The 24,196-nt window shown below is 55.2% G+C and carries 19 protein-coding genes; 8 read left to right on the top strand and 11 right to left on the bottom strand.

Translation table 11 applies throughout. The features are described from left to right. Positions 1–18: 18 nt before the first annotated feature. The 5 genes from B2R17_RS16715 to hpt all read right to left on the bottom strand — a co-directional run bounded on the left by B2R17_RS16715 (position 19) and on the right by hpt (position 6,774). Positions 19–444: a DUF1501 domain-containing protein gene (locus B2R17_RS16715; RefSeq protein WP_286764881.1), complete on the bottom strand. Its 426-nt coding sequence runs from the start codon at positions 442–444 to the stop codon at positions 19–21. 5 nt (positions 445–449) lie between these two features. Then, positions 450–3,341 (bottom strand): DUF1553 domain-containing protein, encoded by a 2,892-nt coding sequence (locus B2R17_RS16720; protein WP_286764882.1) that lies wholly within the window; start codon positions 3,339–3,341, stop codon positions 450–452. 528 nt (positions 3,342–3,869) lie between these two features. Next, on the bottom strand, positions 3,870–4,994 hold the full coding sequence (locus B2R17_RS16725; protein WP_286764883.1) for a glycosyltransferase family 4 protein: 1,125 nt from the start codon (positions 4,992–4,994) through the stop codon (positions 3,870–3,872). Beyond that, positions 4,991–6,226, bottom strand: a complete 1,236-nt coding sequence (locus B2R17_RS16730; protein WP_339888448.1) for a glycosyltransferase — start codon at positions 6,224–6,226, stop codon at positions 4,991–4,993. The genes B2R17_RS16725 and B2R17_RS16730 overlap by 4 nt, the downstream gene beginning before the upstream one ends. A 14-nt stretch (positions 6,227–6,240) precedes the next feature. Next, the gene (gene hpt / locus B2R17_RS16735; RefSeq protein ID WP_008664429.1) at positions 6,241–6,774 is read right to left on the bottom strand and encodes a hypoxanthine phosphoribosyltransferase; all 534 of its coding nucleotides are present in this window, start codon (positions 6,772–6,774) and stop codon (positions 6,241–6,243) included. 234 nt (positions 6,775–7,008) lie between these two features. Between hpt and B2R17_RS16740 the strand changes: the two genes are divergently transcribed. Further along, positions 7,009–7,353, top strand: coding sequence for a hypothetical protein (locus B2R17_RS16740; RefSeq protein WP_008664425.1), 345 nt, complete (start codon positions 7,009–7,011; stop codon positions 7,351–7,353). A 21-nt stretch (positions 7,354–7,374) separates the two neighbouring features. Here B2R17_RS16740 and B2R17_RS16745 read toward each other — a convergent pair whose 3' ends face one another. After that, a complete protein-coding gene (locus B2R17_RS16745; protein WP_286764885.1) occupies positions 7,375–8,088 on the bottom strand; it encodes a YceH family protein in 714 nt (237 codons plus the stop codon). A 254-nt stretch (positions 8,089–8,342) separates the two neighbouring features. Here B2R17_RS16745 and B2R17_RS16750 point away from each other — a divergent pair, with 254 nt between their 5' ends. Then, the gene (locus tag B2R17_RS16750; protein ID WP_339888443.1) at positions 8,343–10,643 is read left to right on the top strand and encodes an AMP-binding protein; all 2,301 of its coding nucleotides are present in this window, start codon (positions 8,343–8,345) and stop codon (positions 10,641–10,643) included. A gap of 131 nt (positions 10,644–10,774) precedes the next feature. Here the strand turns inward: B2R17_RS16750 and B2R17_RS16755 are convergent, their stop codons facing one another. The 3 genes from B2R17_RS16755 to B2R17_RS16765 all read right to left on the bottom strand — a co-directional run bounded on the left by B2R17_RS16755 (position 10,775) and on the right by B2R17_RS16765 (position 14,264). Next, on the bottom strand, positions 10,775–11,119 hold the full coding sequence (locus tag B2R17_RS16755) for a hypothetical protein (protein WP_286764887.1): 345 nt from the start codon (positions 11,117–11,119) through the stop codon (positions 10,775–10,777). 295 nt (positions 11,120–11,414) lie between these two features. After that, on the bottom strand, positions 11,415–12,569 hold the full coding sequence (locus tag B2R17_RS16760) for an aldose epimerase family protein (RefSeq protein WP_286764888.1): 1,155 nt from the start codon (positions 12,567–12,569) through the stop codon (positions 11,415–11,417). 39 nt (positions 12,570–12,608) lie between these two features. Next, positions 12,609–14,264 carry a solute:sodium symporter family transporter gene (locus B2R17_RS16765; protein ID WP_286764889.1) on the bottom strand — a complete coding sequence of 552 codons (1,656 nt, stop codon included), beginning with the start codon at positions 14,262–14,264 and terminating at the stop codon, positions 12,609–12,611. A gap of 225 nt (positions 14,265–14,489) precedes the next feature. Here B2R17_RS16765 and B2R17_RS16770 point away from each other — a divergent pair, with 225 nt between their 5' ends. From B2R17_RS16770 to B2R17_RS16780, 3 genes are all read left to right on the top strand, one after another. Next, positions 14,490–15,401, top strand: a complete 912-nt coding sequence (locus B2R17_RS16770; RefSeq protein WP_008664411.1) for a DUF6677 family protein — start codon at positions 14,490–14,492, stop codon at positions 15,399–15,401. Between the two features lie 72 nt (positions 15,402–15,473). Next, positions 15,474–16,643 (top strand): DNA-binding transcriptional regulator, encoded by a 1,170-nt coding sequence (locus B2R17_RS16775; RefSeq protein ID WP_339888440.1) that lies wholly within the window; start codon positions 15,474–15,476, stop codon positions 16,641–16,643. Between the two features lie 304 nt (positions 16,644–16,947). Continuing rightward, positions 16,948–17,748, top strand: coding sequence for a hypothetical protein (locus B2R17_RS16780; RefSeq protein WP_286764891.1), 801 nt, complete (start codon positions 16,948–16,950; stop codon positions 17,746–17,748). A 141-nt stretch (positions 17,749–17,889) separates the two neighbouring features. On the opposite strand, the gene prfB is transcribed toward B2R17_RS16780, so the two are convergent. Next, positions 17,890–19,018 (bottom strand): peptide chain release factor 2 gene (prfB, locus tag B2R17_RS16785; protein WP_339888436.1). Its coding sequence is split into 2 segments (ribosomal slippage): positions 17,890–18,948 and positions 18,950–19,018, totalling 1,128 coding nucleotides; the frame shifts between segments, so codons are not numbered across the junction. A gap of 98 nt (positions 19,019–19,116) precedes the next feature. Between prfB and mnmA the strand changes: the two genes are divergently transcribed. The 3 genes from mnmA to B2R17_RS16800 all read left to right on the top strand — a co-directional run bounded on the left by mnmA (position 19,117) and on the right by B2R17_RS16800 (position 22,772). Further along, positions 19,117–20,313, top strand: coding sequence for a tRNA 2-thiouridine(34) synthase MnmA (gene mnmA, locus B2R17_RS16790; protein WP_286764892.1), 1,197 nt, complete (start codon positions 19,117–19,119; stop codon positions 20,311–20,313). Positions 20,314–21,213: 900 nt separating this feature from the next. Then, on the top strand, positions 21,214–22,149 hold the full coding sequence (locus B2R17_RS16795; protein ID WP_286764893.1) for a DUF6414 family protein: 936 nt from the start codon (positions 21,214–21,216) through the stop codon (positions 22,147–22,149). Positions 22,150–22,646: 497 nt separating this feature from the next. Beyond that, positions 22,647–22,772, top strand: coding sequence for a hypothetical protein (locus B2R17_RS16800; RefSeq protein WP_286764894.1), 126 nt, complete (start codon positions 22,647–22,649; stop codon positions 22,770–22,772). On the opposite strand, the gene B2R17_RS16805 is transcribed toward B2R17_RS16800, so the two are convergent. After that, complete coding sequence (locus tag B2R17_RS16805) at positions 22,773–24,194, bottom strand: DUF1501 domain-containing protein (protein ID WP_286764895.1); 1,422 nt, start codon at positions 24,192–24,194, stop codon at positions 22,773–22,775. It lies immediately after the preceding gene. Positions 24,195–24,196: the final 2 nt, after the last annotated feature.

Genomic DNA, 24,196 nt, shown 5'->3' on the forward strand with positions numbered 1-24,196 from the left:
GTTATTCACCGTGCGTTGCTAAGTGGCCTGAGAATGCACGCCGGTTTTTCCGACCATGTTGTGCACGAATGCAATGTCGTCGACGCAATCACCCAGTGGTGCCACCACCTCACTTAGCATCTTGCCTGATTGACCATGGGGCGAAAAGCGAAATGGCGATTTCATCCATGGCCCCAGACCGTCTTGGAATGTTTCTACCGGTTCGCCGAAGTCGGATTGTTCGCCGTGCAGCTTTTCGAGCAATGGTTTGTGATCCCACAAATCAATGTGGCTGGCGGCTCCTGCCATGAACAGTTGCACCACACGTTTGGCTTTGGGTGGATGGTGCAACACTTTCACAGCGCCACCATCAGCCGCCTTCGATTCGTTTTGCAACAGGACTGCCATCGCCAGAGCCCCAAAGTTGGTGCTCGCTTGTTGGACAAACTCTCTTCTGCTTAGCATCTGATTCAGTCCAAAAATACGAATTCGCTGAGGTTGAATAAGAATCGACACATGTTCTCGAGTCCATGGTCTTGGGCATAATCCACCAACTCGCTCACTTCGGCATCAGATGGTTTTCTTTGCACGAGCAACTCAACGGCCAGTTCGACCTTGGCAGTCAAGTCTGGCCGCTCAGCATCCAAACGCTTCGCGAACTCTTCCGCCATTGCAAGGCTGAACTTGTTGTTCATCAGCGACAAGGCTTGCAGCGATGTCAGCGTTTCGTTGCGACGAGGAGTGCTCTGAGAAGAATCGGCGCAATCAAGCGTCGTTAAGAATGGGTTGGGTTGTGACCGTGCAATGAAGCGATAGACGCTCCTACGATGCGACTCTCTGTCGGCGGGATCGAACTTGTGATATTGAAAATGCGGTGAGTGGGCCGTCTTTTCCAGTTCGAACAGATAAAACCCCGGACCTCCCATTCGGCGATCCAACGTTCCACTAACCGACAAAACGGAATCACGAATTTCTTCGGCGGAAAGTCGGCGACGATTCGCACGCCACAAGAATCGATTGCCCCCATCGATGGCAGAATGCTCCGGATGCGTCGCGGAGGATTGTTTGTAGGTGTTGCTGGTCACGATCAAGCGATGCAAGCGTTTCCACGATTGCCCCCCGTCGCGAAATTCGACAGCCAACCAATCGAGAAGCTTTGGATGCGTCGGTTCGGCTCCCATTCGCCCAAAGTCGTTGGGCGTCGCGACGATTCCCTCGCCAAAATGATACTGCCAGATTCGATTCACGATTGATCGCCAAACCAGTGGATGCTGCCGGTCGGTCAGCCACTCGGCAAGCTGCACCCGTCGCTGCAATTCGTCCAGCTCTGAATCGAATTGCCATCGGTCCAAATCCGCCAGCGGAATCACACCCGGAACCGCACGTTCGCCGGGCAGCGAGACTTCCCCACGATGCAAAACGAAAACTTCCCGAGGGACGCCGCCGGTCGGTTTGAAATTTCCTTGGGGTGCAAAATCTGTCGCCGCCGCGTACACGATCTGCTGCGGTGGCAACTCATCTAGCCTTTGCCGAACAAGCGTCTCTTCTGCGTCGATGTCTTTTCGCTGCTGTGACATTTCTGGCGTGGTCACCGCGCGAAGAACCTCATCGCGACGTCGCTCCGCCTCCGCCAATGATCGCGTTGTTTCAGCTTCGTTTTCTTCAGGCCACTTGTTGTCAGTCAGGTTCTGTCGCTGCCAACGCACCGGGGCTTCGATTGAATCTTTGGCAACCACCTTGACCCCGACGCCCACGTGTTCATCACCAACCATGATCTGCAGTTCTGCCAACGCGAACATGTAGTCCGCTTTGCGTTCCGCCAGACGTGTCGCGGTGACTCGAACCCGACGAACGCGTTGACCGGACAAAGCGAATTCCACCCCGTCATGCCGCGGATTGGGGAAATCTGCATTGGTTTTGTCCGCGATTGTCGTCCAGACTCCCTCGTCATTCGCGGTTTCAACTTTGAACCGCAAAGGAAATCCAAACCCAGCCCCGATGTTGTTGAAGTTGTCGTTGCAAGGCCGCAACACAATTCGCGAAGCGCAAACCTCCGCATCGAGTTGGACTTCCACCCATTTCTCAGAATCTGGTGACGATGCAAGTTCGCTGTGATACCCATGCTCCGGGTACGCGACGGCCTTGGAATTCGAGCGTAGACCGGCGATCTGCTGGTTGACGCACGTCAGCTCAGCCCCACCGGCTTGCTCAATGCGTTTCTCCAGTTCGCTTCGCTGCGTCTTCAGATCCGTCAAACGTTCATTCAGGATCTTTCTTTCGTCAGCGATATTGGGGTCGATGTCGAATCGACGATCCGCTCGATCAAGAGCAGCGAAAACCGCCTGCAAACCATAGTATTGTTGCTGGGTGATCGGATCGAACTTGTGATTGTGGCAACGTGCACACTGAACAGTCACGCTGCAGAACGTGTTCAGTGCTCCCGACACCATGTCATCGCGGTCCAGGTTGCGAGCCACCTTGCCATCTTGCTTTGACTCCGAGACTTCGACGTGGCCGATGAAGTCCCACGGACCTGCCGCGATGAATCCCAACCCAACGATTCCATCCGGTTCCCCCGGGAACAATACGTCTCCGGCGATCTGCTCTTGAACGAACCGTCCGTAGGGTTTGTCCTCGTTGAGCGATCGAATGACGTAGTCTCGATAGGGCCAAGCATTCGGACGCAATTTGTCTTTGTCGTATCCGTTGGAGTCCGCGTACTTGACGACGTCGAGCCAATGCCGAGCCCATCGTTCGCCATAGTGTTTCGATTCCAGAAGACGGTCGACTAGTTTCTCGTAAGCCAACGGATCAGGGTCCGCGACAAAATCGGCGCCCTCGTGCGGCGTCGGCGGCAAACCAATCAGGTCAAACGTCAAGCGGCGAATCAACGTGCGACGATCGGCCGGCGGACTGGGGCTCAATCCTTCCTCGTTCAATTTCTTCAGAATAAATCGATCGATCGGCGAACTCGCCCATGGATCCGAAATCACTGGCACTTCGGGCCGAACCAACGGTTGATACGACCACCAATCGAAATCGCTTACGGATGCCTCTTGCAAGACAACATCCGCAGGCCAAATTGCTCCATCATCGATCCATTGCCGTATCGCATTCAAATCCGATGGGTCGAGCGGATCTGCATCCTGAGGCATTTCAGCATGGCCATCCTTCGGCGTGATCAAATCCAACAAATGACTGGCATCCGCGTCACCGGATTCGACGTGGCCTCCGGCAAAAAAGGATGAAGCATCTTGCAGCGAAAAATCACCTTCAGGTGACTCGTTCCCATGACAAGACAGGCAACGCTGCGAAAAGATCGTGGCAACTCGATCGCGAAAATGGGATTCCGGCTTCGACACTTCATCACCAACACATGCACAAACGCACGCCAGCGACGCTGTCAAAGCGGCAATACATCTCCTGATCATTGAATCCACCGACCCGAACCTTCCACATTGAAGACCAAATACTGGGACAAGTCTCTTTCCTATCGAACAGGTGTCCCGACCACGCCAAATTTAGTACCAAAACCAGAGAATCATTTATCGAGCGGTACTAAATCGCTCCGCAGTGCGTCACTTAAATCATAGCGACCAACTAAAATCAATTTGCAACTTTCCCGAACGCGAGCAGGCTGTCGTGGTGTCATTCGCAATCATTGTGAGTCGACCGAAGCATTCCGAATTGGAATGAGCGAGCCAAACAAGGCAAACCTTACTTCGGCGGTGACGTGCGCCCCTCAACGACGCAGCGTTGGAAATCGGTTGCGAACATTGCTTCTGGACCCGCCCAAATCTTTCACGGTCCAAGCGGTCGTCCGATCGACGGGACTGAACGGATCGAGTAGCCGACGATCATTGCGAGCAGAAATGGAAAGTTGCGTGGCCTTAGCTTTTCGCTCGCTCGCGTTCAGCCAGAAGTCGCTCATAGAGCTCGACGTGTCGGCGAATCATTGCATCCAGTGAGAAGTCATCCACGATGCGTTGCCGTGCTTGTTCCGCGATGCGTTGCGAACCATCGGGATCGTTGAAAGCTGCCAAACTCGAACGAACCAAATCGGCTTCGTCACCGACATCGAACAACCAGCCGGTTTCTCTGTCGATCACCAGGTCTCGATTGCCAGGAATGTTGGAGGCGATCACGGGCACACCCGCCAACATCGCTTCGATCACCGCGTTGCTTTGTCCTTCGTATTCGCTCGCGATCCAAAACTGTTCCGCATGAGGGAGCAACTCGGCAACGTCTTCCCGTTGTCCCGCAAATCGAACATGCAGAGGCGATGAAACCGAATCACGATGGCGAAGCAACTCGTCTCGCTGCGGCCCGTCACCGATGATGACCAACGTCGTGTCACCGCGAGCCGTCGCGAGCAGCTCGCCCGCCCAGATCAAATCGCGAACGCGTTTTTGCGGCCACAATCGACCGACAGCAACAATCAATCGACGTCCGACCGGAATGTCCAGACGACGAAAGGCTTCTTCGCGGTCAATCGCCTGGCTGACCGCTGACTCGACCGATTCGACTCCGTTGGGAATGACCACAAACTGTTCCGGATCCAAACCATTGGCCGCGTAGAAGTCCTGGACTCCGGAACTGTTCGTCGTGATCGCTTGTGAGATCTTCTGCAGACGTCGATCGATCTGAAAATGCCAACCTTTCTTCCAAGGGTCGACGCATCGCTCGCTTGCAATGACGACAGGAACGCCCGCCCATTTCGCGGCCACACGACCAAAGCTATTCGCGGCAAACAACCAGGTGTGCACCACATCCGGTGCAAAATCAACGAGCTGCTTCTTCAATCGAAACAACGCTGTTGGATCGACTTTGAATCGCTTGCCAATCACAACAACCGGGACACCAGCGGCACGCAACTCCTCACTTCGATGCCCATCTCGGGTCAGCAAGAACACGCGGACATCGTGCCCCAACTCGTGCAAACCTTTAGCAAGCAACACCACCTGTTTTTCAGCACCACCACGATCCATGGTGGGAATGACCAAAGCAATCTTCATGAGGCCTTCGGGCTGGGCAGGTTTTGGTTGGGATTGGGACGCAAAATGGATTGCCAGAAAGCCAGTTCTTGTTCCAAGGGATGACGACGCGAAAGATCTCGTGCCAATTCGAAAGCGTGCTGCTTGGCCATTTCTAAATCGCCCCAAACGGAACGAAAGGCCTTGCGAAGCGTACTTGGCTTGGCTGGGTCATACCAAGCCAAGGAATCCAAAATGGATGGATCAAAGTGTGTTTGCAAATAGTCTCGCGCCGCCGGACGATCCGCGATGATGATCGGAAGCCCCGCAGCCAGAGCGGCGGGAAATGTAGATCTCAATTGGGAATCTTCGTTTTGGACAACCGCATCGACCGACCGCCAAACTTCGGTCATGTCCGAAAATGAGCCGGGAATGGCAACGACGCTGCGAACGCCTTCGGCTTTCAGTTCGGTGTGCACCCAGTCGCGAATTTTTCCATCGCCAAGGATCCAGATGCGCAAATCTTGATCACGAGCAGCGAGGAAGCGAGCACTTTGAACCAACGCACCCACACCGCTATCCGAGGATGCGGGTCCAGACATCGGTCCGCACCACAACAGAACGCGAGATTCGAGGTCCGTCGTCAGATCAAGATTGATGCCGCGCAAGCTGCGACGGGCATCGTTTCGTTGTTGTTCCGTCACCGCAGCGGGACGATGGAATCCGATCGATCGTCTGCGCAACTTCTCCGCGGGAACACCGTGCGACACCAAGTATCGATCCGTTTTGGCATGCTCGGTGATCACGGAGTTCAGACCGCTGCACGACTGCAGAACACGTTTGCCACCTCGCGTGTTTTGGCACCACGTTTGATCCGAGTCCTCTCCCCAACCGCCACACACGGAAACGCCGACGGTCGGATGATCGCCGTGCGTATCGGAGGCCCCGGATTCAATCGCCATCGAAACCGCTCGCGATTCTTCGCGCAGTTGGTCGCATACGATCGCATCCAAACGGGGCATCCGTTCAACCAACCAATGGCTCAGATGTCGAACGTAGCGCTGAGTCGACCAATCACCTCGCGGGGCCGAAGCAACACGGTGAACCTTCACGTCACCCAACATAATTTCGGTCGGCCATGTGTTGCCATGCCGAGGCGTCACGACTTCCACTCGCATGCCCCAGTTCGCCAAACGCTGAGTCAACTCAAACGTCGCCGCGGCAGCTTCGTGTCGCCCCGAACAATGCGGCCAGAAATGCCGAGCGACGAACATCACCCGAGACACACTCACTGGCGAGCCGTCGCTTCAATCTCATCGGGTTCCAACACACCGATGAATGGCAAATTGCGATACATGTCGAGGTAGTCCAGTCCGTAACCAACGACAAACTCGTCTGGAATCTCAAACGCGACAAAGTCTGGACGCGGACCAATTTGGTCGGGGCGTTGTTTTCGCAACAACACGGCGGTCGAGACGCTTGCCGCTCCCATTTCGGTGATCGCTTCACTGAGTTTGGTCAGTGTGGCTCCCGTGTCATAGATGTCGTCTACCAACAACACGTCGCGTTGCTGAACATCGATCAGCATCTTGGAATCGATCTCCAATTTGCCCGCTTGAGTTCCACCGCGATAACTCGACGCGTGAATCACGCCAACACGTTGGGGCATCGACAACCGGCGAATCAAATCCGCAAACAGCACCAACGATCCCGTCATCACCGCGACCACCGTGATTGGGCGATCGCCGTAGGTGGCATCGATTTCCTTCGCCAATTTGGAAACGCCGTCATCGAGCTGGGATTCGTCAATCAGCGTTCGCATGGCGGATCAAAGTGAAATCGAGATTCGGAGGAGATAAGAACGGACGACGCGCCGAGTGTTAAATGATTCCGATTGGGCAAACCGGCGACTTGGCAGCAAATTTCCCGATCGAGTCACCCCTGATGAGGGAACTCGGATGTTCGATGCCGGAACGGGCTTCGATCCGATTGAAAGGATTGGGTCACCTTCGTCGGGCACCCATTTTGCCCTATCAAACGTGGATCGAACAGACGCATGACGCCATCGCAAAAATTGGCTCGAGCTCGTCACTGCTTCCAGGCTTGGCTGAACGCTCAGCCTGAAGAAGATTCGCCGGAAACGATCCAAATTCGCCCGAGCGAAACCAAGGTCGAATGGAGCGAATCCGTCTTCATCTGCGACGGATTTTATCGGGGGCGTCGGTTTCGAACCGACTCGGCATCGGCAATTTGGTTCACCGAAGAGCATGAATTGAAGATTCACGACGCGGACGGAGCCTGCGTGGCCACGCTTACATCGGCCGAGATGGAAGCTCAATTCGCCGCCGCCCAACCGCAGACCGACACAGCTCAAACCGAGCCAATGCGTCGAGCTGCATAGGCAGACGCTGCGACGAGAAGGTCAAGACTCGAGAAATTCCAATCGCTTCTCGAGTGCCTCCAGCTTCGCCGTCACGCTGTCCAGTCGATCTTGAATCTTGTCGATGCGGTCGTCGTTGGCCGCTTTTGCTGGAGCCGCCGATCCGGAACCAGCAGGCGATAACGCAGCACTGGACGCATCTTGCTTTTTGATTTTGTCGACCAGGTACAAGCGTTCCTGCGGCGTGTACAAGCAATGCGCAAACGTTTGTCCGCGACCGGGTGGCGTCAATGACTCGACCAAGCCCTTTTCGATCAGCGAATCCAATTCCGTTTTCAGGGAATCCAGATCGGGAAATTTGTGCATCCGAGAAGCACGTGTGCGCAATTCGCCAGCGGTCTGCGGTCCACGCAGCATCAACTCGGTAACGATCGCGGCCCCGGGACTATCGACTCCCAACCATTCGTAGGCTGCGTGTCGGTACTTTGTCACTCGTCCGCTGCCTTGAATCTCTCGGGCGGCACCTGCGTCCCGCAGTTCGTCCAGCGCCAGCAACGCATCGGACTCATCCACCTGCATCTGAGGCGAACGATTTGATTTTTGATTGCAGCCCGTGATCAAACCGGCCAACGACAACGGGTACCCATCAGGCGTTGTCTTGGCCTTCTCCACCAACACGCCCAAACATCGCCTCGCGGTGGCGGTCAGCGGCTTAGGTTGGCTGGATTCATTTTCAGCGGAGTTATCTTCGTTCATTCCATTTCCTACTGGATGCAAACCGTGGTGTGTCGATCGGGATCGCACATGCGACAAGAAACCGAAAGGTTCCGACGAACCTCGCGTCAATCCTTTTGAACTCAAAACGAACCAGTCATGGTAACTTTTTCGAGTCTTCTTGGCAGCAACCGAGGATTTCCGCGAGTCGCACTCTCGAAGCGGGGCTCCAGACCGTATCATCATGCGTTGGGCTGCTCACGAGGATGCGGCCACAAACTTTTCGACTTGTGTAGGTGGAGCCGCTGACGGTGGACACGTATCTGATCATCCTGATTGTTCTAGTCGCCTTGTTGGCCATCGCGATCGCAATGGCCGTTTGGAAGCCGCGATTGTTTGTTCGCTGCTTGTTCCGTCCGGTGCTGGAAATTTTGTACCGCAAACGGGTCGTCGGTTTGGAGAAATTCCCGACCGAAGGCGGTTGTCTCTTGGTCAGCAATCACACCTCGTGGATCGATGGCATTTTGATCCTCTGGGCCCTGCCGCGAAATGTCCGGTTTGTGGTCGACGGCGGCAATTTCACTTCTAAAATCGGCGACTATCTCGGGCGAGCCTTCGACACGATCTTCATGATGGGCGGCCCTAAATCGATTGGGCGAGCGATTCGCGACGCTCGCGAAGGCCTGAACAATGGCGACGTGGTGGGCATCTTTCCGGAAGGAACAATCACGCGAACGGGGCAATTGCAAGCGTTTCGTCCGGGCATGAGCAAGATTCTGAAGAGCACCGACGCGAAGATCGTTCCGGTTCACTTGGAAGGAATGTGGGGCAGCATTTTCAGCTTTTCCGGCGGCAAATACTTCTGGAAATGGCCGGACAAATTTCGACGCACCATCACCGTGTACGTCGGCGAACCTCTCCCGGCCGATGCTCCCATCTCCGCGGTCCGTGGCAAGGTCCAAGCGTTGGGTTCACAGGCTCAAATCGATCACCGCCGCGAGTTCCCCGTTTTGGCTCGACAAGTCCTCCGGGTTTGGCGACGCCGGGGCAAACGCTTGCAAGCGGCCGACACCTTGGGCACTGAGGTCGGCGGACGGAAGCTGCTGATCAACACGCTCGCCCTGCGTCGATGTCTCCATCGAGAAGTATTCGCCAAGGACGAGCAGTTCGTCGGGATTCTACTTCCGCCGAGCGTCGGAGCTGTCGCGGTCAATGTTGCTCTGGCCGCCGATCGTCGCGTCAGTGCCAACTTGAATTACACGGTCAGCAGCGAAGTGATGAACCACTGCATCCGTGACGTGGGTATCAAGCATGTCCTAACAAGCGACCGGTTCCTTGAAAAAATTGACGTGGAACTGGATGCCGAGATCGTCTCGTTGGACAAGCTCAAAGAAAAAGTCAGCTTGGCCGACAAGGTCATCGCTGCTCTGCAAGCGACGGTCGTGCCCAGCTGGTTGCTCGACCGGATTTTGGGACTCAACAAAGTCCAAAGCGACGACCTGCTGACGGTGATCTTCACCAGCGGTTCCACCGGGATGCCCAAAGGCGTTCTGTTGTCCAACGCGAACGTCAGCCACAACGTCGATGCGGTCAATCGTGCCATCCGGCTCAACACCGAAGACGTTGTCATCGGCGTGTTGCCGTTTTTCCACTCGTTTGGTTACGCGGTCACGTTGTGGGCCGCGCAAACGCTTGGCCCTGCCGGCGTCTATCACTTCAATCCATTGGATTCCAAACAGATCGGCAAACTCGCCGAGAAGTACAAAGCCACCGTGCTGCTTGGCACACCGACCTTCATGCGAGGTTACCTCCGACGCATCACACCGGAACAATTCAAAACGCTGAACGTCGCGGTCGTTGGTGCTGAGAAGATGCCCGCGGATCTGTTTGATGCATTCGAAAAACGCTTTGGCGTCCGTCCGGTGGAGGGCTATGGCACGACCGAGATGAGCCCTCTGGTCAGCGTCAACATCCCGCCCTCTCGATCGGCCGCGAAATTTCAACCTGACCGTGTCGAAGGCAGCGTCGGACGTCCATTGCCTGGAATCTCGGCACGAATCGTTTCGCCCGATGATGGAACCGAATTGAACGCGGGTGAGGATGGAATGCTGCTGGTGACCGGACCCAATGTGATGCGAGGTTACGCAAATCGCGATGACTTGACGCAAACTGCCGTTGTTGACGGTTGGTACACGACGGGCGATATCGCCCACATCGACGGCGACGGGTTCCTGCACATCACCGGTCGTTTGAGCCGTTTCTCAAAAATCGCTGGCGAGATGGTGCCGCACGTTCGCATCGAAGAAGAACTCGGCAAACTGTTATCCGAAGGCGATGACGACGATCAAGTGCGAGTTTGTGTCACCGCGGTTCCGTGCGAACGCAAAGGAGAACGCATCGTCGTCTTGCATCTGCCAACATCGCAAACACCGGATTCGCTGCGAGAAGGATTGAAGGCCGCCGGATTGGCCAACCTGTTCATCCCATCGGCCGACAGCTTCTTCGAAGTCGACGAGATCCCATTACTGGGAACCGGCAAATTGGACCTCAAGGGCGCCCGAGATCGAGCGAGCGAATTGACGATGGCGAGTTGCTGAAGGAACTCAAGTGAGCTCGCGAAACTCACGTCCGATCGCACGTGCCACGTGCGATGAGAAAGAACCACGTGCGATGAGAAAGAAATCAGAGGATAGAAACCCCGAGATCCTTCGATCGCGCCGGTAAGCGATTAGCTGGCCGGACTTTCGATCTCATCTTCGAGACTGACCGGCGAGTTCAAATCGATCGCTTCAAAGCGACTGCGATACAACAAACGTTCCCACCATCTGGCTTTTCGCATTGATGGATCGTTGGCGTCGACCAAATGCCTTTTGCCGCGACGCGTGCAAATCTTCAACCGGTCGTTATCCAGGACCTCTTCCACCACCCAGTACTTCTCAACGACGTACCGGTAGGAATTGCCTTTTCCTGCGGCATGAACCTCGGATGCACGTGGCCCGGGAGAAACACTGCTCTTTTGTTTCCGGTAAATCACCCAGTCGTTTCGCTGAAATTGATTTGCAGCCAATGTCATTCCTAAGGCGTGGACTTGAGACGGGTTACCTGCCCCAAATGATCGCAGCTTTCAGAAAAGGACACAATTGGTCAGGCGACCGATGTTTTCAGGAATGCAAAATCGCTTCCACGAATCGCCTCGAAGGGATTCGCTACCGACCACACACCGTCAATTGATTGTGTCGAGTTTGACAGAACAACGATCAGTCGTCTCGCACTGGCTAAGGTTTGTGACCGCCATCACCGCGGCCAAACTCAACTGAGGCCAACACTGTGCGACTGAATCATTGTGCGACTGAACATCGAACAGTGGACTACTCCGCTGAGAAGTGAAACACGGTTGTCGTGTCGTACTTTTCACCCGGCTTCAGAATTGCCGATGGAAACGTTGATTGATTGGGACTGTCCGGGTAGTGCTGAGTCTCCAAGCAGAATCCCCCGCGATGAACGTAAGGCTTGCCTGATTTCCCCACCAAGCGACCGTCCAGGAAGTTTCCGCAGTAGAACTGAATGCCCGGTTCACTGGTGTGAATTTCCAACGTTCGTCCGGTTGTCGGCTCAGAGACTCGAGCGGCCAAACTCAGGTCCCCATCTTCATCGGACGAATCCAACACGAAGTTGTGGTCATAACCCAAACCAAATTCGAGCTGTTCGTTTTCAACGCCAACATCCCGTCCGATCGCTTTCGCTATTCGGAAGTCAAATGGCGTTCCCTCGACGTCGCGAAGTTCTCCGGTGGGAATCAATGTCGAGTCAACCGGAGTGAACTTCGATGCATTCAACATCAGTTCGTGATCGAGAATCGTGCCGTTGCCTTCGCCGGCCAGATTGAAATACGTGTGCTGAGTCAGATTGACTGGCGTGGCCTTATCCGTCGTCGCTTCATAGTGGACGATCAATTTGTTCTCGTCGGTCCACTGGTAAGTGACCGCAATTTGCAGATTGCCCGGATAACCTTCTTCACCGTCTTTGGCCAGGTAAATCATTTTTAATGCTGGCTTGCCGTTCACTGCGGTTGGCTCAGCATCCCAGACGACCTTGTCAAAACCGATCACGCCACCGTGCAAATGGTTGGGCCCGTTGTTCGTCGCCAACGAGTAAGTCTTGTCGTCCAACGTGAACTCACCATTGGCGATTCGGTTTCCGTAACGTCCAACGATGGCACCAAAGTAAGGTTTGTCGACCGCATTGATGTAGCTCTCGACCGAGTCGTAACCCAGAGCGACATCGCCCAGATTCCCATCGCGATCAGGCACCACGATCGATGTGACGATCGCGCCAAAGTTTGTGATCTGGACCTTCGCACCCGATTGATTCTCAAGCGTGTACAACTCGATCGAATCGAAGTCTTCGACCTGCATTTGATCTTGAGCGGTGACCGGATTGGCGAGGCAACCAAGCATCAATAAACCCGCGAAGCATTTAGCAGTGAACCGGTTCATTCGATATCTCCAAGAAGCGACAAACATGATTTTGAATTTCAAAATTGACCAACAACGACAACGAATCTAGATTGCAAAGAAAGCGTAGACGCCCAAACACACCAGAACCAAAACGCCCCCGACATACGGCGCGGGTTTCCATGGCGTTAGGTCCACAAGCTTGGCATCTCGCTGCTCGTAGGGCGAATCGCGGCGAATCCCCATAGCCACCATGACGAGTTGCATCGCGATCAGAAACGCAAACACGGCTCCCATGTAGTGGAAACCATTGACGAAGGTGGACGCCAACCATCCGTCATCGCCACCGCCAAAGAACGTGCCAATCACCATCAGCACCAACCCAACGATCAACGCAGCCATCGCGGATCGCCCGTCGGCCGTCTTGTGAAACAACCCCAGCAGAATGACCGACGCCAACGGGATGAAGTAAACACCGTTCAATCCCTGGAAGAAACTGAACACTCCGTCGCGTCCATAAAACACCAACGGTGCAGCGATCACACCAAAGATGGCGACGACAAAGCTGCAAACCTGGCCCGAGAAACGGACCTGTTTGGTGGTCGCATCCGGGCGAATGTATTGCTTGTAAACGTCCAACGAAAACAACGTTGCTGCTGAGTTCAGCACGGAATTGAACGTGGAGAGAATGGAACCGATGACAACCGCGGCGAAGAAACCCAGCAGCCACTCCGGCAACACTCGAGCGACCAACGCGCCGTAGGCTTGGCTCGAATTCCAATCACCATCGGAATTGGTTCCGACCGCATCCATCATCTGCTGATCGTTCGCGGTGACGACCAAATACGCCGCCGCAATTCCAGGCAGCACCAAAATCAATGGTGCAAGGATTTTGAAGAACGCGGCCAGCAAAACTCCCTTTTGACCTTCGGCCAAGTTCTTGGCACCAAACGTTCGCTGAATGATTTGCTGGTTCGTGGTCCAGTAGAAAAAATTCAGCAGCAAAACTCCCGTGAACAACGTCGGCCAGTGAGTCGACTCGTCTTTCGCACCGAGCGAGCGGAAGGCATCTGGGTCGGCTGCGTCAATCTTTTGAAGAGCCCCGCTGATTCCACCTTCATCACCAGCCACGACCTGCAAAGAAAAGTAGGTGATCATCAAACCGCCGATCAACAGACCCGCACCGTTGAAAGTGTCGGACACCGCAATTGCCCGCAAGCCACCGAAAATCGCGTAGGCACCACCCAACGAAGCAATGAAAACGAGCAACATCCAAATCATTTGGTAGTCAGTGACGTCAAATTTCTCGTTCAGCGACAGCATGCTGTTCAATCCGTTGGCTCCCGAAAACAGCACGAACGGCAACAGGATCAGCATGTATGCCACGATGAAAATTCCCGCCGTCAATGCGCGGACGCTGCGGCCGTAGCGTTCTTCCAGGAACTGTGGAATCGTCGCGATTCCGGACTTCAGGTACCGGGGCAGGAAAACCAACGCCAGAATCACCAGCGATATTCCCGCGACGACCTCCCAGCACATCACGGACAGCCCATCGCGAAACGAATCCGCATTGAGCCCGACCAATTGCTCAGTCGACAAATTCGTCAGCAACAACGAACCAGCGATGAAGACGCCAGTCAGGGACCGACCGGCTAAGAAATAGCCCTCGTCGGTATCCACATCGCTGCCACGCGTTTTCCACCAAGTCAAAAACGCCACCATGCCGGTGAAGAATAGAAAGGAAATCAGCGTGGTGGTGTTCATGGACATCCTCGGGTGTTGCATCATGCAAAAGGGTTCACATCTGGATCACATACCATACAGCGTCACCTGCTCACTCACAGCCGCCAGGAAGATTTTTCTTCCTTTCAACCCTCCAAGATGGTCACGATCTTCCCTTCAACACGCTCAGACTCACTAACTCAGCACTAGCTCGCCACAGCGACCCCACCAACAAAGCTAAGATATATTGCCCTTCAGTCAATTCCGGTGACCATAGGTCTTCGCCAGCGAATTACGGTTCCACCGGTCGGAATTGATGCGACTGGCTATCGCCGACGGACTGAATTTCGCAAAATGATTCGTTCCACACTTGCCCCACTGTTTGGGCATCTGCCCGCTTTCCGAATTTTCGCTTGCTCCACACTCATGGCCCAACGTTCACGCAAGTCCCGAGACGCTGAGACCACCCCTGGCGAGAATTCCACCGACTCTGATGCAAAGCAGGACTCTGCGAAGGGCTCCAAGCCAAAATCGGAGTCCATCAAAATCAACCCCAAGGTCTTCAACGGCGACTCTCAGATCGAAGTCGACGGGATTCAGGTCGACCTGCGGAATCGCTATTTGGCCGCTTTCCTGGCTTGGTTGATTCCCGGTGCGGGCCACTTCTATCAAGGTCGGCACACAAAAGGGACGCTGTTCGTCATCAGCATTCTCTCGATTTGGATGCTTGGTTTTGCCCTCGGCGGATTTCACGTCGTCTATGCTTCTTGGTACCCCGGCGACAAACGCTGGCACTATGTCCTCCAGGCCGGAGTCGGTTCGGCAGCACTTCCCGCTTTGGTTCAAGGCAACCGGATGCGACTGGCAACGGATCACCGCGGCCGAACCCGTTCGGACTACGAGCCTTTGTGGAATGGCTTCATGGCACCTCCGCATCGCCCCGTCGTTGAATCCGAGGCCGACGAAGTCGCCGCTTGGTACGCCCGGCGCGGTTCGGGATACGAAATGGGCACTTGGTACACGATGATTGCCGGATTGCTGAACTTCCTGGTGGTTTACGACGCTTTTGGTGGCCCGTTGGCGGTACCGATCAGCGGCCGGAAGAAACGCGAATCGGAATCATCTGAGACTGCGAACAACGAAGGAGACGCATCGCCGAAGTTTGCGAATGGCGTCTGAAGCGATCACACTTTTCTCTGCGATTCTCATCGCCTTATCTCATCAGCTGACTTTTCTGTCAAAGGACGCGCGTTGAACAAGCCTGCTCGCTCCAAACCTCACGTTGCCTTGATGGTCGAGACCGCGACCGTCTACGGACGTGAAGTTCTGTCTGGAATCATGCGTTTCATGCGAACGCAAGAAGATTGGTCGGTCTTCCTCGAACAACGAGACCTGCTGACCTCGCCGCCCTCGTGGTTGAACGACTGGCAGGGCGACGGAATCATCTCGCGCGGATCCACGGACGAGATGATCGAGGCAGCGGTCCGGCGGAACATCCCCGTTGTGGAACTGAACGACCGCAGCGAAGTCGACAAGGCTCACGTCCGCAGCGACGATGCGAAAATCGGCGAAATGGCCGCCCGACACTTGATGGAACGCGGGTTCCAACACTTCGCCTTCTGCGGATTCGACTTCGAAGCTTGGTCGCAACGACGCCAAGAAGCGTTCGTGAGAACGATCCAACAAGAAGGCGGCCAATGCGATGCATTCAACTCGCCTTGGATGAACCTGGCGCGACCTTGGGAAGAAGATCAACAAGCGATTGCGGAATGGTTGCAATCGCTGCCGAAACCCTGCGGGATCTTCACCTGCAACGATTTGCGAGGCCAACACGTTCTCGCAGTTTGCTCAACGTTGGAACTGACCGTTCCGGAAGAAGTCGCCGTCATTGGTGTCGACAACGACGAACTGCTTTGCCAGTTCTGTCAGCCACCGCTGTCGAGCGTCATTCCAAATGCGGAAGCCGTCGGATTCCTGGCCGCTGAACGTCTGTCCCGGTGGATGAAAGGCGAATCGCACCACGAAACTCAACAGGTCGTCGCGCCGACCGGAGTCGCCACTCGACTGTCGACCGATGTCGTTGCGATCGATCACCCCGAGGTCGCCTCAGCGTTGGCCTACATCCGGCAACACGCCTGCGAAGGCCTGACCGTTGATGAAGTGCTGCAAAACGTGGCCGTCAGCCGCAGCACACTCGAACGACAACTTCGGCGGTATTTGGGGCGGACACCGCAGCAGGAGATCCGCAACGTTCAGCTCAAACGTGTCCGAGAATTGCTGGTCACCACCGAAATGGCTGCTGAGCAGATCGCTTACCGAGCGGGGTTCGATCATCCGGAATACATGCATTATGTGTTCAAACGCGATCTCGGAATAACGCCCGGGCAGTACCGGCAAAGCGTCCGCGGCCAGGAAAGCTGAGCCCGATCAGCCGAAACGGCATCGGAAGTCGCTGATCGAAAGAGCGAATTCCGCGGGAATTGCGTCGCCAGCGTGGCAAGAAGATTTGGTGCCGGGGCCGAGACCAAGTATACTGAGTCGACCTTGATCGCTCCCGGTCTAGCCTTTTCGATTGCTGATTTGCCGCCCGCATTCAGCAACGATGGTTGTCGCGGCGGGGAGATCGATCACGCAGGGTGCCGAATCGATGGTGGATTTTGCCGTCCAACAACCATCAATCATTCAGCTCCCGACCATTACTTCTCCCTGCACACTGATTCTCAGGATGTTGACCGTGAATCGCCACACCTTCTCTCGTTGCACCCAATCTTCGTTCTTCGGAATGAGCTCACTGATGTGCGTTGCCGCTCTCGGTTTCGCCGTCGCGAGTTTTGCATCGCCTTCCACCGCCAGCGCTGGTGGTGAGGAAGCCGTCGTCAACGGCTTGTTCGAAGCGATGGAAGCCGGAACCGTCGAAGCCAAGTTCATTCCCCAATCGTCGGCAAAAGCCAACTTGTTGGTCAAAAACTTGACTGACAAACCACTTCACATTCACGTTCCCGCAGCCTTCGCTGGCGTTCCCGTCCTTGCTCAAGGAATGATGGGCGGCGGCATGGGAGGCATGGGCGGTGGCATGGGAGGAATGGGCGGCGGCATGGGAGGCTTCATGCGAGTTGCTCCCGGACGCACCAGCAAGATGGCCCTGAACACTGTTTGCTTGGAACACGGCAAGCCAGAACCAAACGCCAAGATGAAATACACCATCGCTCCACTCGACCAAGTCACCAAAGACCCGGCTGTGGCTGCTTTGTGCGAAGCACTCGGCAATGGCGTCATCGCTCAGAACACTGCCCAAGCTGCGGCTTGGCACCTGACCGACGACATGTCCTGGAACGAACTGGCAGAAAAGAACCGCAAGGAAAGCCAGTACACCGGCAACGAGCCGTACTTCACCTCGTTCGAGTTGCGTGCCGCATCCAACGTGGTGGGCGAAGTCAAACGAATCGCTCAGAACTACCAGGACAAACTGGAGTCGGCCGAGAAGACCGAAGGCGGCCTGACCTTGGACAACAGCTACGGCAGCTGAAGATTGCCCGCTGTTGAGTGAACGCGAGAAACGTGTTCACGAAATCGAAACCAACGTTTACCTGCGAGGACATCATCGTCCTCGCAGGTATTTTTTTGCACGTTGGTTTCATCCAGTGATGTGACTCACTGAATCAAATCATCAATCGTCATCGCCCGCATTGACGGCTTCTGTTTTCCCAGCCTTCAATCGCAAGAACGCGTCGAAGAACCCCTGCAGTTCGCTGCCATCGAGCACGCTGTTGAAGTTACCGACGTAGTGCCCAGTCCGAGCGTCTTTGACTCGTTGATCGGGATGCAGGAAGTAGTTGCGAATCTGGCTACCGAAACCGGTTCTCGCCTGAGTCTCGTACTTCTTGGCTTCCTCCGCTTCGCGGCGTTCCTCTTCAACCCGTGCCATCTTCGCCCGCAACATCTTCCAGGCGGTGTCCCGGTTCTGGTGCTGGCTTCGTTGGTTTTGACACTGCACGACCGTGTTAGTCGGAATGTGGGTCAAACGAATGGCACTGTCCGTTTTGTTGACGTGCTGGCCACCCGCTCCGCTGGCCCGATACGTGTCTTCGCGAACATCTTTCTTTTCAATGTTCACCTCGATCGAATCGTCGATTTCGGGCGAAACACTCACCGCCGCAAAGCTGGTCTGTCGCTTGCTTTCGCTGTTGAACGGACTGATCCGAACCAACCGGTGCATGCCTTCTTCACCCTTCAAATAGCCATACGCCATCGGACCTCGAACCGCGATGGAGGCATGGTTGATCCCCGCCTCCTCGTTTTCCTGGCGGTCCAACAGTTCGATTTTGTATTCCTGGCCCACCGCCCAAGCGGAGTACATCCGCAGCAGCATGTCGGCCCAGTCATTGGCATCCGTCCCACCGTCGCGAGCGTTGATGGTCACGATCGCACCAGCGGAATCATTCGGCCCGTTCAGCAACGCCTTGAGTTCGAGGTCATCCAGTACGACCTCCAGGCGTTCGATCTCCGACCGAACCTCATCAACGATGGATTCGTCTTCATCAGCCATCTCAAAGAGGGCTTCCAAGTCTTCCGCCGAGGACTCAAGCTCATTCAAAGGAGAGACGATTCCCTTCAGGCCCTTCAGCTGCATCACAACTTTCTGAGCTGCTTCGCTGTCGTTCCAGAAGTCGGGAGCCGCCATCTGCTCTTCAATTTTCTTGATCGCCTTGTTTTTGCCAGAGTGGTCAAAGAGAGTCCTGAAGCTGGACCAGGCGGCTGCGGATCGCTTGGCTGCGTTGTGTTAATTCAGCGTCCATGACGAAATGTCCCTCTCGGATATGATGGTAAACGGGCGAGGCCGTGTACGGCGTGTGCAAGGCCCGCCAATTGTTCTTTTTTAGAAATCGGATTCTACATGTCTCGCGTGGTTCTCGCGATGAGTGGCGGCGTTGATTCCAGCGTCGCAGCCCACCTGTTGTTGCGTGACGGTCACGAAGTGATCGGAGTCTTCATGCGCCACGGCGAAGCTTCCGCTGCCGCCTGCCGAATCGATTCCGACGAGCCGCAAAACGCGAATCCGCTGAACTTGCCGGTCCTGGGCGATTCTGCGGGTGGCAAACGAGCCGACCACAAACAAGGCTGCTGCAGTGCGACCGATGCCGCCGACGCTCGCCGGGTCGCGATGTCGATGGGGATCCCGTTTTACTCGCTCGACCTGCAGGAAGACTTTCGCAAGATCGTCGACTATTTCGTCGACGATTACCTCGCCGCGCGAACACCCAATCCGTGCGTCAAATGCAATCATTGGATCAAGTTTGGCCGCCTGTTCGATTACGCCGATGGTGTCGACGCTGAATTCGTCGCAACCGGTCATTACGCCCGAATGGTCCATTCCAACGGCCGCTCCGAATTGCATCGCGGATTGGACGGGCACAAGGACCAATCCTACGCTCTGTTTGGCATCGAACCAGCTCGCTTGCCCCGCATGATGCTGCCCGTTGGTGACTTCACCAAACCCGAAATTCGCGAAATGGCGACCTCGCTCGGGCTGGGTGTGTCAGACAAAAAAGACAGCCAAGAAATCTGCTTCGTCACGCAAGGCCACCACAGCGACTTCGTCAAATCACGTCGCCCCGAAATGGTCGGCGCGACCGCCGGCGAAATCGTGACCACCAGCGGCAAAGTCGTCGGCGAACACAAAGGCTTCGAAGCCTTCACCATCGGCCAACGCAAACGGCTCGGCGTCGCGATGGGCGAGCCACACTTTGTCATCCGCATCGAACCGGATACCCGCCGTGTCGTGATCGGGCGAGCAGAAGAATTGCTGCGTCCAGGATTGATTGCAGATCAATGCAATTGGTTCGTCACATCAGAAGAGCTCGCGGACGCTCAATCGGTCGGGATTCAAATTCGTTACAACGGACAACCTCACCCCGGCCGAGTTGAGATCGACGCATCCGATCCAACCCAAATGAAAGTGATGTTCGACGAACCACAATCCGCCGTCGCACCGGGCCAAGCCGCCGTGGTCTACGACGGAGAACGAGTCCTCGGCGGCGGCTGGATCACCCACGCCCTCGATCATGTAGCCACCGTGCCACCGATCATGTAGCCGACGGACGCCCTCTGTCGGCCTGAACGCATCCCAGCGCAGCCAGTAAGCCAATCCACAAAGTGCTAAACATCCTTTCGGCACTTGCAAGCTGATCCCATCTCAAAGTGCCACGCCTGTAACCCGTCCCACCTGTAGCCGACAGAGGCCCTCTGTCGGAATAAGCGAGTGGATCCAACCTCCTGAACGCAGTTGAAGAGCATTCCCCGAGAGCCATTGAGCACAACGGCACGGACCCGCGAAACTCCAGGGTTCGTTTCGACGCAAAGACGCCAGGGCGCAGAGACGCATGGAACTACTCGAGAGAGAGCGTGTACCGGCGGATTCAATTCGACAAAAGATGGAAGGTGTGTCCGGGTCCACAACCGAGTCTCTGCGTCCCCACGCCTCACCGACTCTGCGTCAAAACCATATCGCATCCTAGCAGCCCTTCTAGACCCACCATCATTTCAGCAAACCGCTGAAGGGCACCACAAAAACAGCTAGCACCTTCCCAAATCCCCTCCCACCTGTAGCCGACAGAGGGCCTCTGTCGGCCCGCGCGCAACCGATCGCAACAAACGCCCCAATCCACAAAAGCACCAGCCATCTTCCTTCGTCTTGCACATCGGAGCTCATGGGCGAAAGTACAACGGCGACATGGCAGCAACCACATTCGGTTGGATGCGTTTCACCAGCCACAAACTGGCAAAGTTCACAATCCTGCTCGACAGCAAGCGTTGGAGGCGTCCAGTTAGACCTCAGACCTATATCCCCGCCGATGTCCACCGCGGGGATTGCTTGGCACCCGCCAGTTGCCTACCCTGAATACACACCTCTTTATCGAGGATAACTACGCGGCTATGGCCCGTTAGTTAACCAGGACCAATAGTTGTTCCACCAACTATCAGGACTCAAATTTTGTCACGATTGCCACTGATCCACCCCATTTATCTCGATGTGCCAATGTTGGTGTCGTTCGCAGCTGCAACACAGGGCGGCCTATCGCTTGGGTCCGAAGTCACCACCGAAACCGAGAATGCTCAAAGTCGAGATGCCAAAATTGCGGGCAAATTTTCAGTAAGCAACCTTCTTAGCGCGTTCATCGATATTTCACTCGAGCCTGAACTTGCCTCAAGTACATCGAAGCAATCACATGCAAAGACAACTGAGGCAAAACAGCACACAGAGGCGTCAATTGCAATTCTTCTCTATGACTTCCTCAACAAGAATGACGGGTATCTGGTCCGACCCACTTCGCACGCAGAATTTTCGGATATCGGCGCGGGCACGCTCGTCGAGATAGCTGGAACTCTACACAAGAACGCCGTTGATTCACTTTTTGATGCGGCGGACGCATTTAGCATCTTCACCAAGTTCGCAGATTCCGACAATGATGTAGTCGAGCAGGTTCTTGCCGACACACGCCCCAAAGGCAAAAAGCAGTATCGCGGGAAGCCGCAGAAACCAAGGGAGCCTGAAGATCCATTCAAAACGATTAAGGAAGCCCTTAATCAAGACAGGGAACGGACGCCAATTTCCAATGCCGTCTTGCAATGCACAGACCCAGAAGGAATTACCGCAGTTGTTACCCTGCGAACGGATAATCTGCGCGACCTTACCCTTAGTGAGCTAAATAAGAATACAGTTCGCGTCGTCGGAAAAGTCACGCGTCATGTGCCGGAAGGCGAAGCAATGAGCGCATTCGAGAACTACGCGTTTTCGTTACTGAAACCAGATTTCCTTCGCACTGCATTTGCACACTTCGATGAGGCTGAAGAATTGCAGGTCACGCTACCAGACGTAGAGATCAACGGACCAGCCGTGCAGATTCTTCCCCTAATGGTATTCGTGTAAATTGTGGTGAAACCACCCGTTCCTGAAAAAGTTTAGCGGGAACGAATTGTTTTGATCTTTTTTCTACCCGATTAGTCGGGCGTGCGAACCGCGAAGGCCTAATCGGTCTCGGGGCTTCCGCCCCGAACTAAGGACGGCAGCCCCATCCGGAGTAATTGGGCACAAAGCTCAAGAGCTTGAGGTGCCAGCTAGCTTTCCAGATTCGTGCTCGTGCTCAGACGGGTCAGCGACGGTGCTCGTACTCGTGATCGAAACCCGTCCATATTGTCCTCGCGAACGTTTGACCGCGAACGACTCGACGCTGACCTACTTTCGACCAACGACGTTGCTCGGTCTTTCGCGACACCACCGTCGCTGAGCGGTTTGCGACGTCACGCTCGCGACCAATGGCTGCGTGCCGCCTCCAATACGTGCTGCTGAGAACCAACAGAATCAAATTTCAAGACGATGTTGCGATGAATGCGATCCTCGATCGGACCATTGTGATGCTGCCCTGAATGGCGATGAAATCCGATGGTGCCGCGGGATACCATCCTGACATCGATGACGAGTACGAGCACCGCTTCGCTGAGCACGAGCACGCAGAAGAGTCGGAATCGGGTGACCTTGGTTGGGCACTCTGATCAACCGATGATCTCGTCGACGATTCGTCCGTGGACGTCGGTCAATCTGAAATCGCGACCAGCGTAGCGGTACGTCAGTCGTTTGTGGTCGTAACCCATCAGACGCAAAATCGTAGCGTGCAAATCGTGCACGTGAACTCGGTTTTCCACCGCTTTGAAACCCAGCTCGTCGGTTGCTCCAACTCGGGTTCCGGCGTTCACGCCACCGCCGGCCATCCACATCGTGAATCCGTAATGGTTGTGATCGCGGCCGTTCATCTTGCCTTGGTTGGATCCTTTTTTGGGCATTTCAACGACGGGAGTCCGTCCAAATTCTCCGCCCCAAATCACCAACGTTTCATCCAGCAAACCGCTTCGCTTGAGATCGGTCAGCAAAGCCCCGATCCCTTGGTCGACGCCTTTGGCAACTCGCCGGTGTGCCTTGTCCAAGTCATCGTGGCTATCCCACGGCTGGCCGGCACCGGTGTAAAGCTGCACAAAACGGACACCGCGTTCGACCAACCGACGAGCGATCAACGCTTGCCGTGAGAAATCTCCCTCGCCATACATTTTCCGCGTCTCTTCCGTTTCACGGCTGATGTCAAACGCTTCCGACGCTTCGCTTTGCATTCGATAGGCAAGTTCAAATGACTCGATGCGTGATTCCAAGCGAGGGTCATTTCCACGCTGAACGGCGTGCTGCTGATTCAACTTCGACAACAGGTCCAACTGCTCACGCTGGTTGGTCGGGTGAACCGAACGGCCGCGAATGTTTTCCAACAATCGCTCGACCGTCGCGAAACTGCTGTCGATGTAGGTGCCTTGATACTTGCCGGGCAAGAATCCGTTTTGCCAGTTCTGTGATTCCTTGATCGGGTATCCACCCGGGCACATCGCGATGAACGAGGGCAAGTTCTCGTTGTCGCTGCCCAAACCGTAAGTAAGCCAGGATCCCATTGCCGGACGAATCAAACGGGCTTCGCCGCAATTCATCAGCAGCAATGAAGGCTCGTGATTTGGAACGTCCGCGTACATGCTGTTGATCACACACAAGTCATCCGCGTGCTTTGCGGTGTGTTCGAACAACTCGCTGACTTCCAGTCCGCACTCGCCATACTTGTCCCATTTGTAGGGCGAGCGCATCACATTGCCGGTCGGGCGTTCGGTCTTCAAATTTGCCATCGGAGCCGATTTGCCATCGAACTCTTCCAACGCCGGTTTACGATCAAACGAGTCCACTTGGCTGGGACCGCCGTTCATGAACAAGTGAATGACACGCTTCGCTTTCGCAGGAAAGTGTGGCATCACTTCGCCGCGAAATTCCGCCGAGTTCGGCAACCCAGACGCAGCACTTTCACGGCACAAGGCATCGGTCAATGCGAGCGAGCCAAAGCCCATCCCGCAAACTTTCAATGCATCACGACGAGACAAAGGGAGATTCATGA

It is taken from the genome of Rhodopirellula sp. UBA1907, assembly GCF_002337565.1.
GTDB classification, from domain to species: domain Bacteria; phylum Planctomycetota; class Planctomycetia; order Pirellulales; family Pirellulaceae; genus Rhodopirellula; species Rhodopirellula europaea.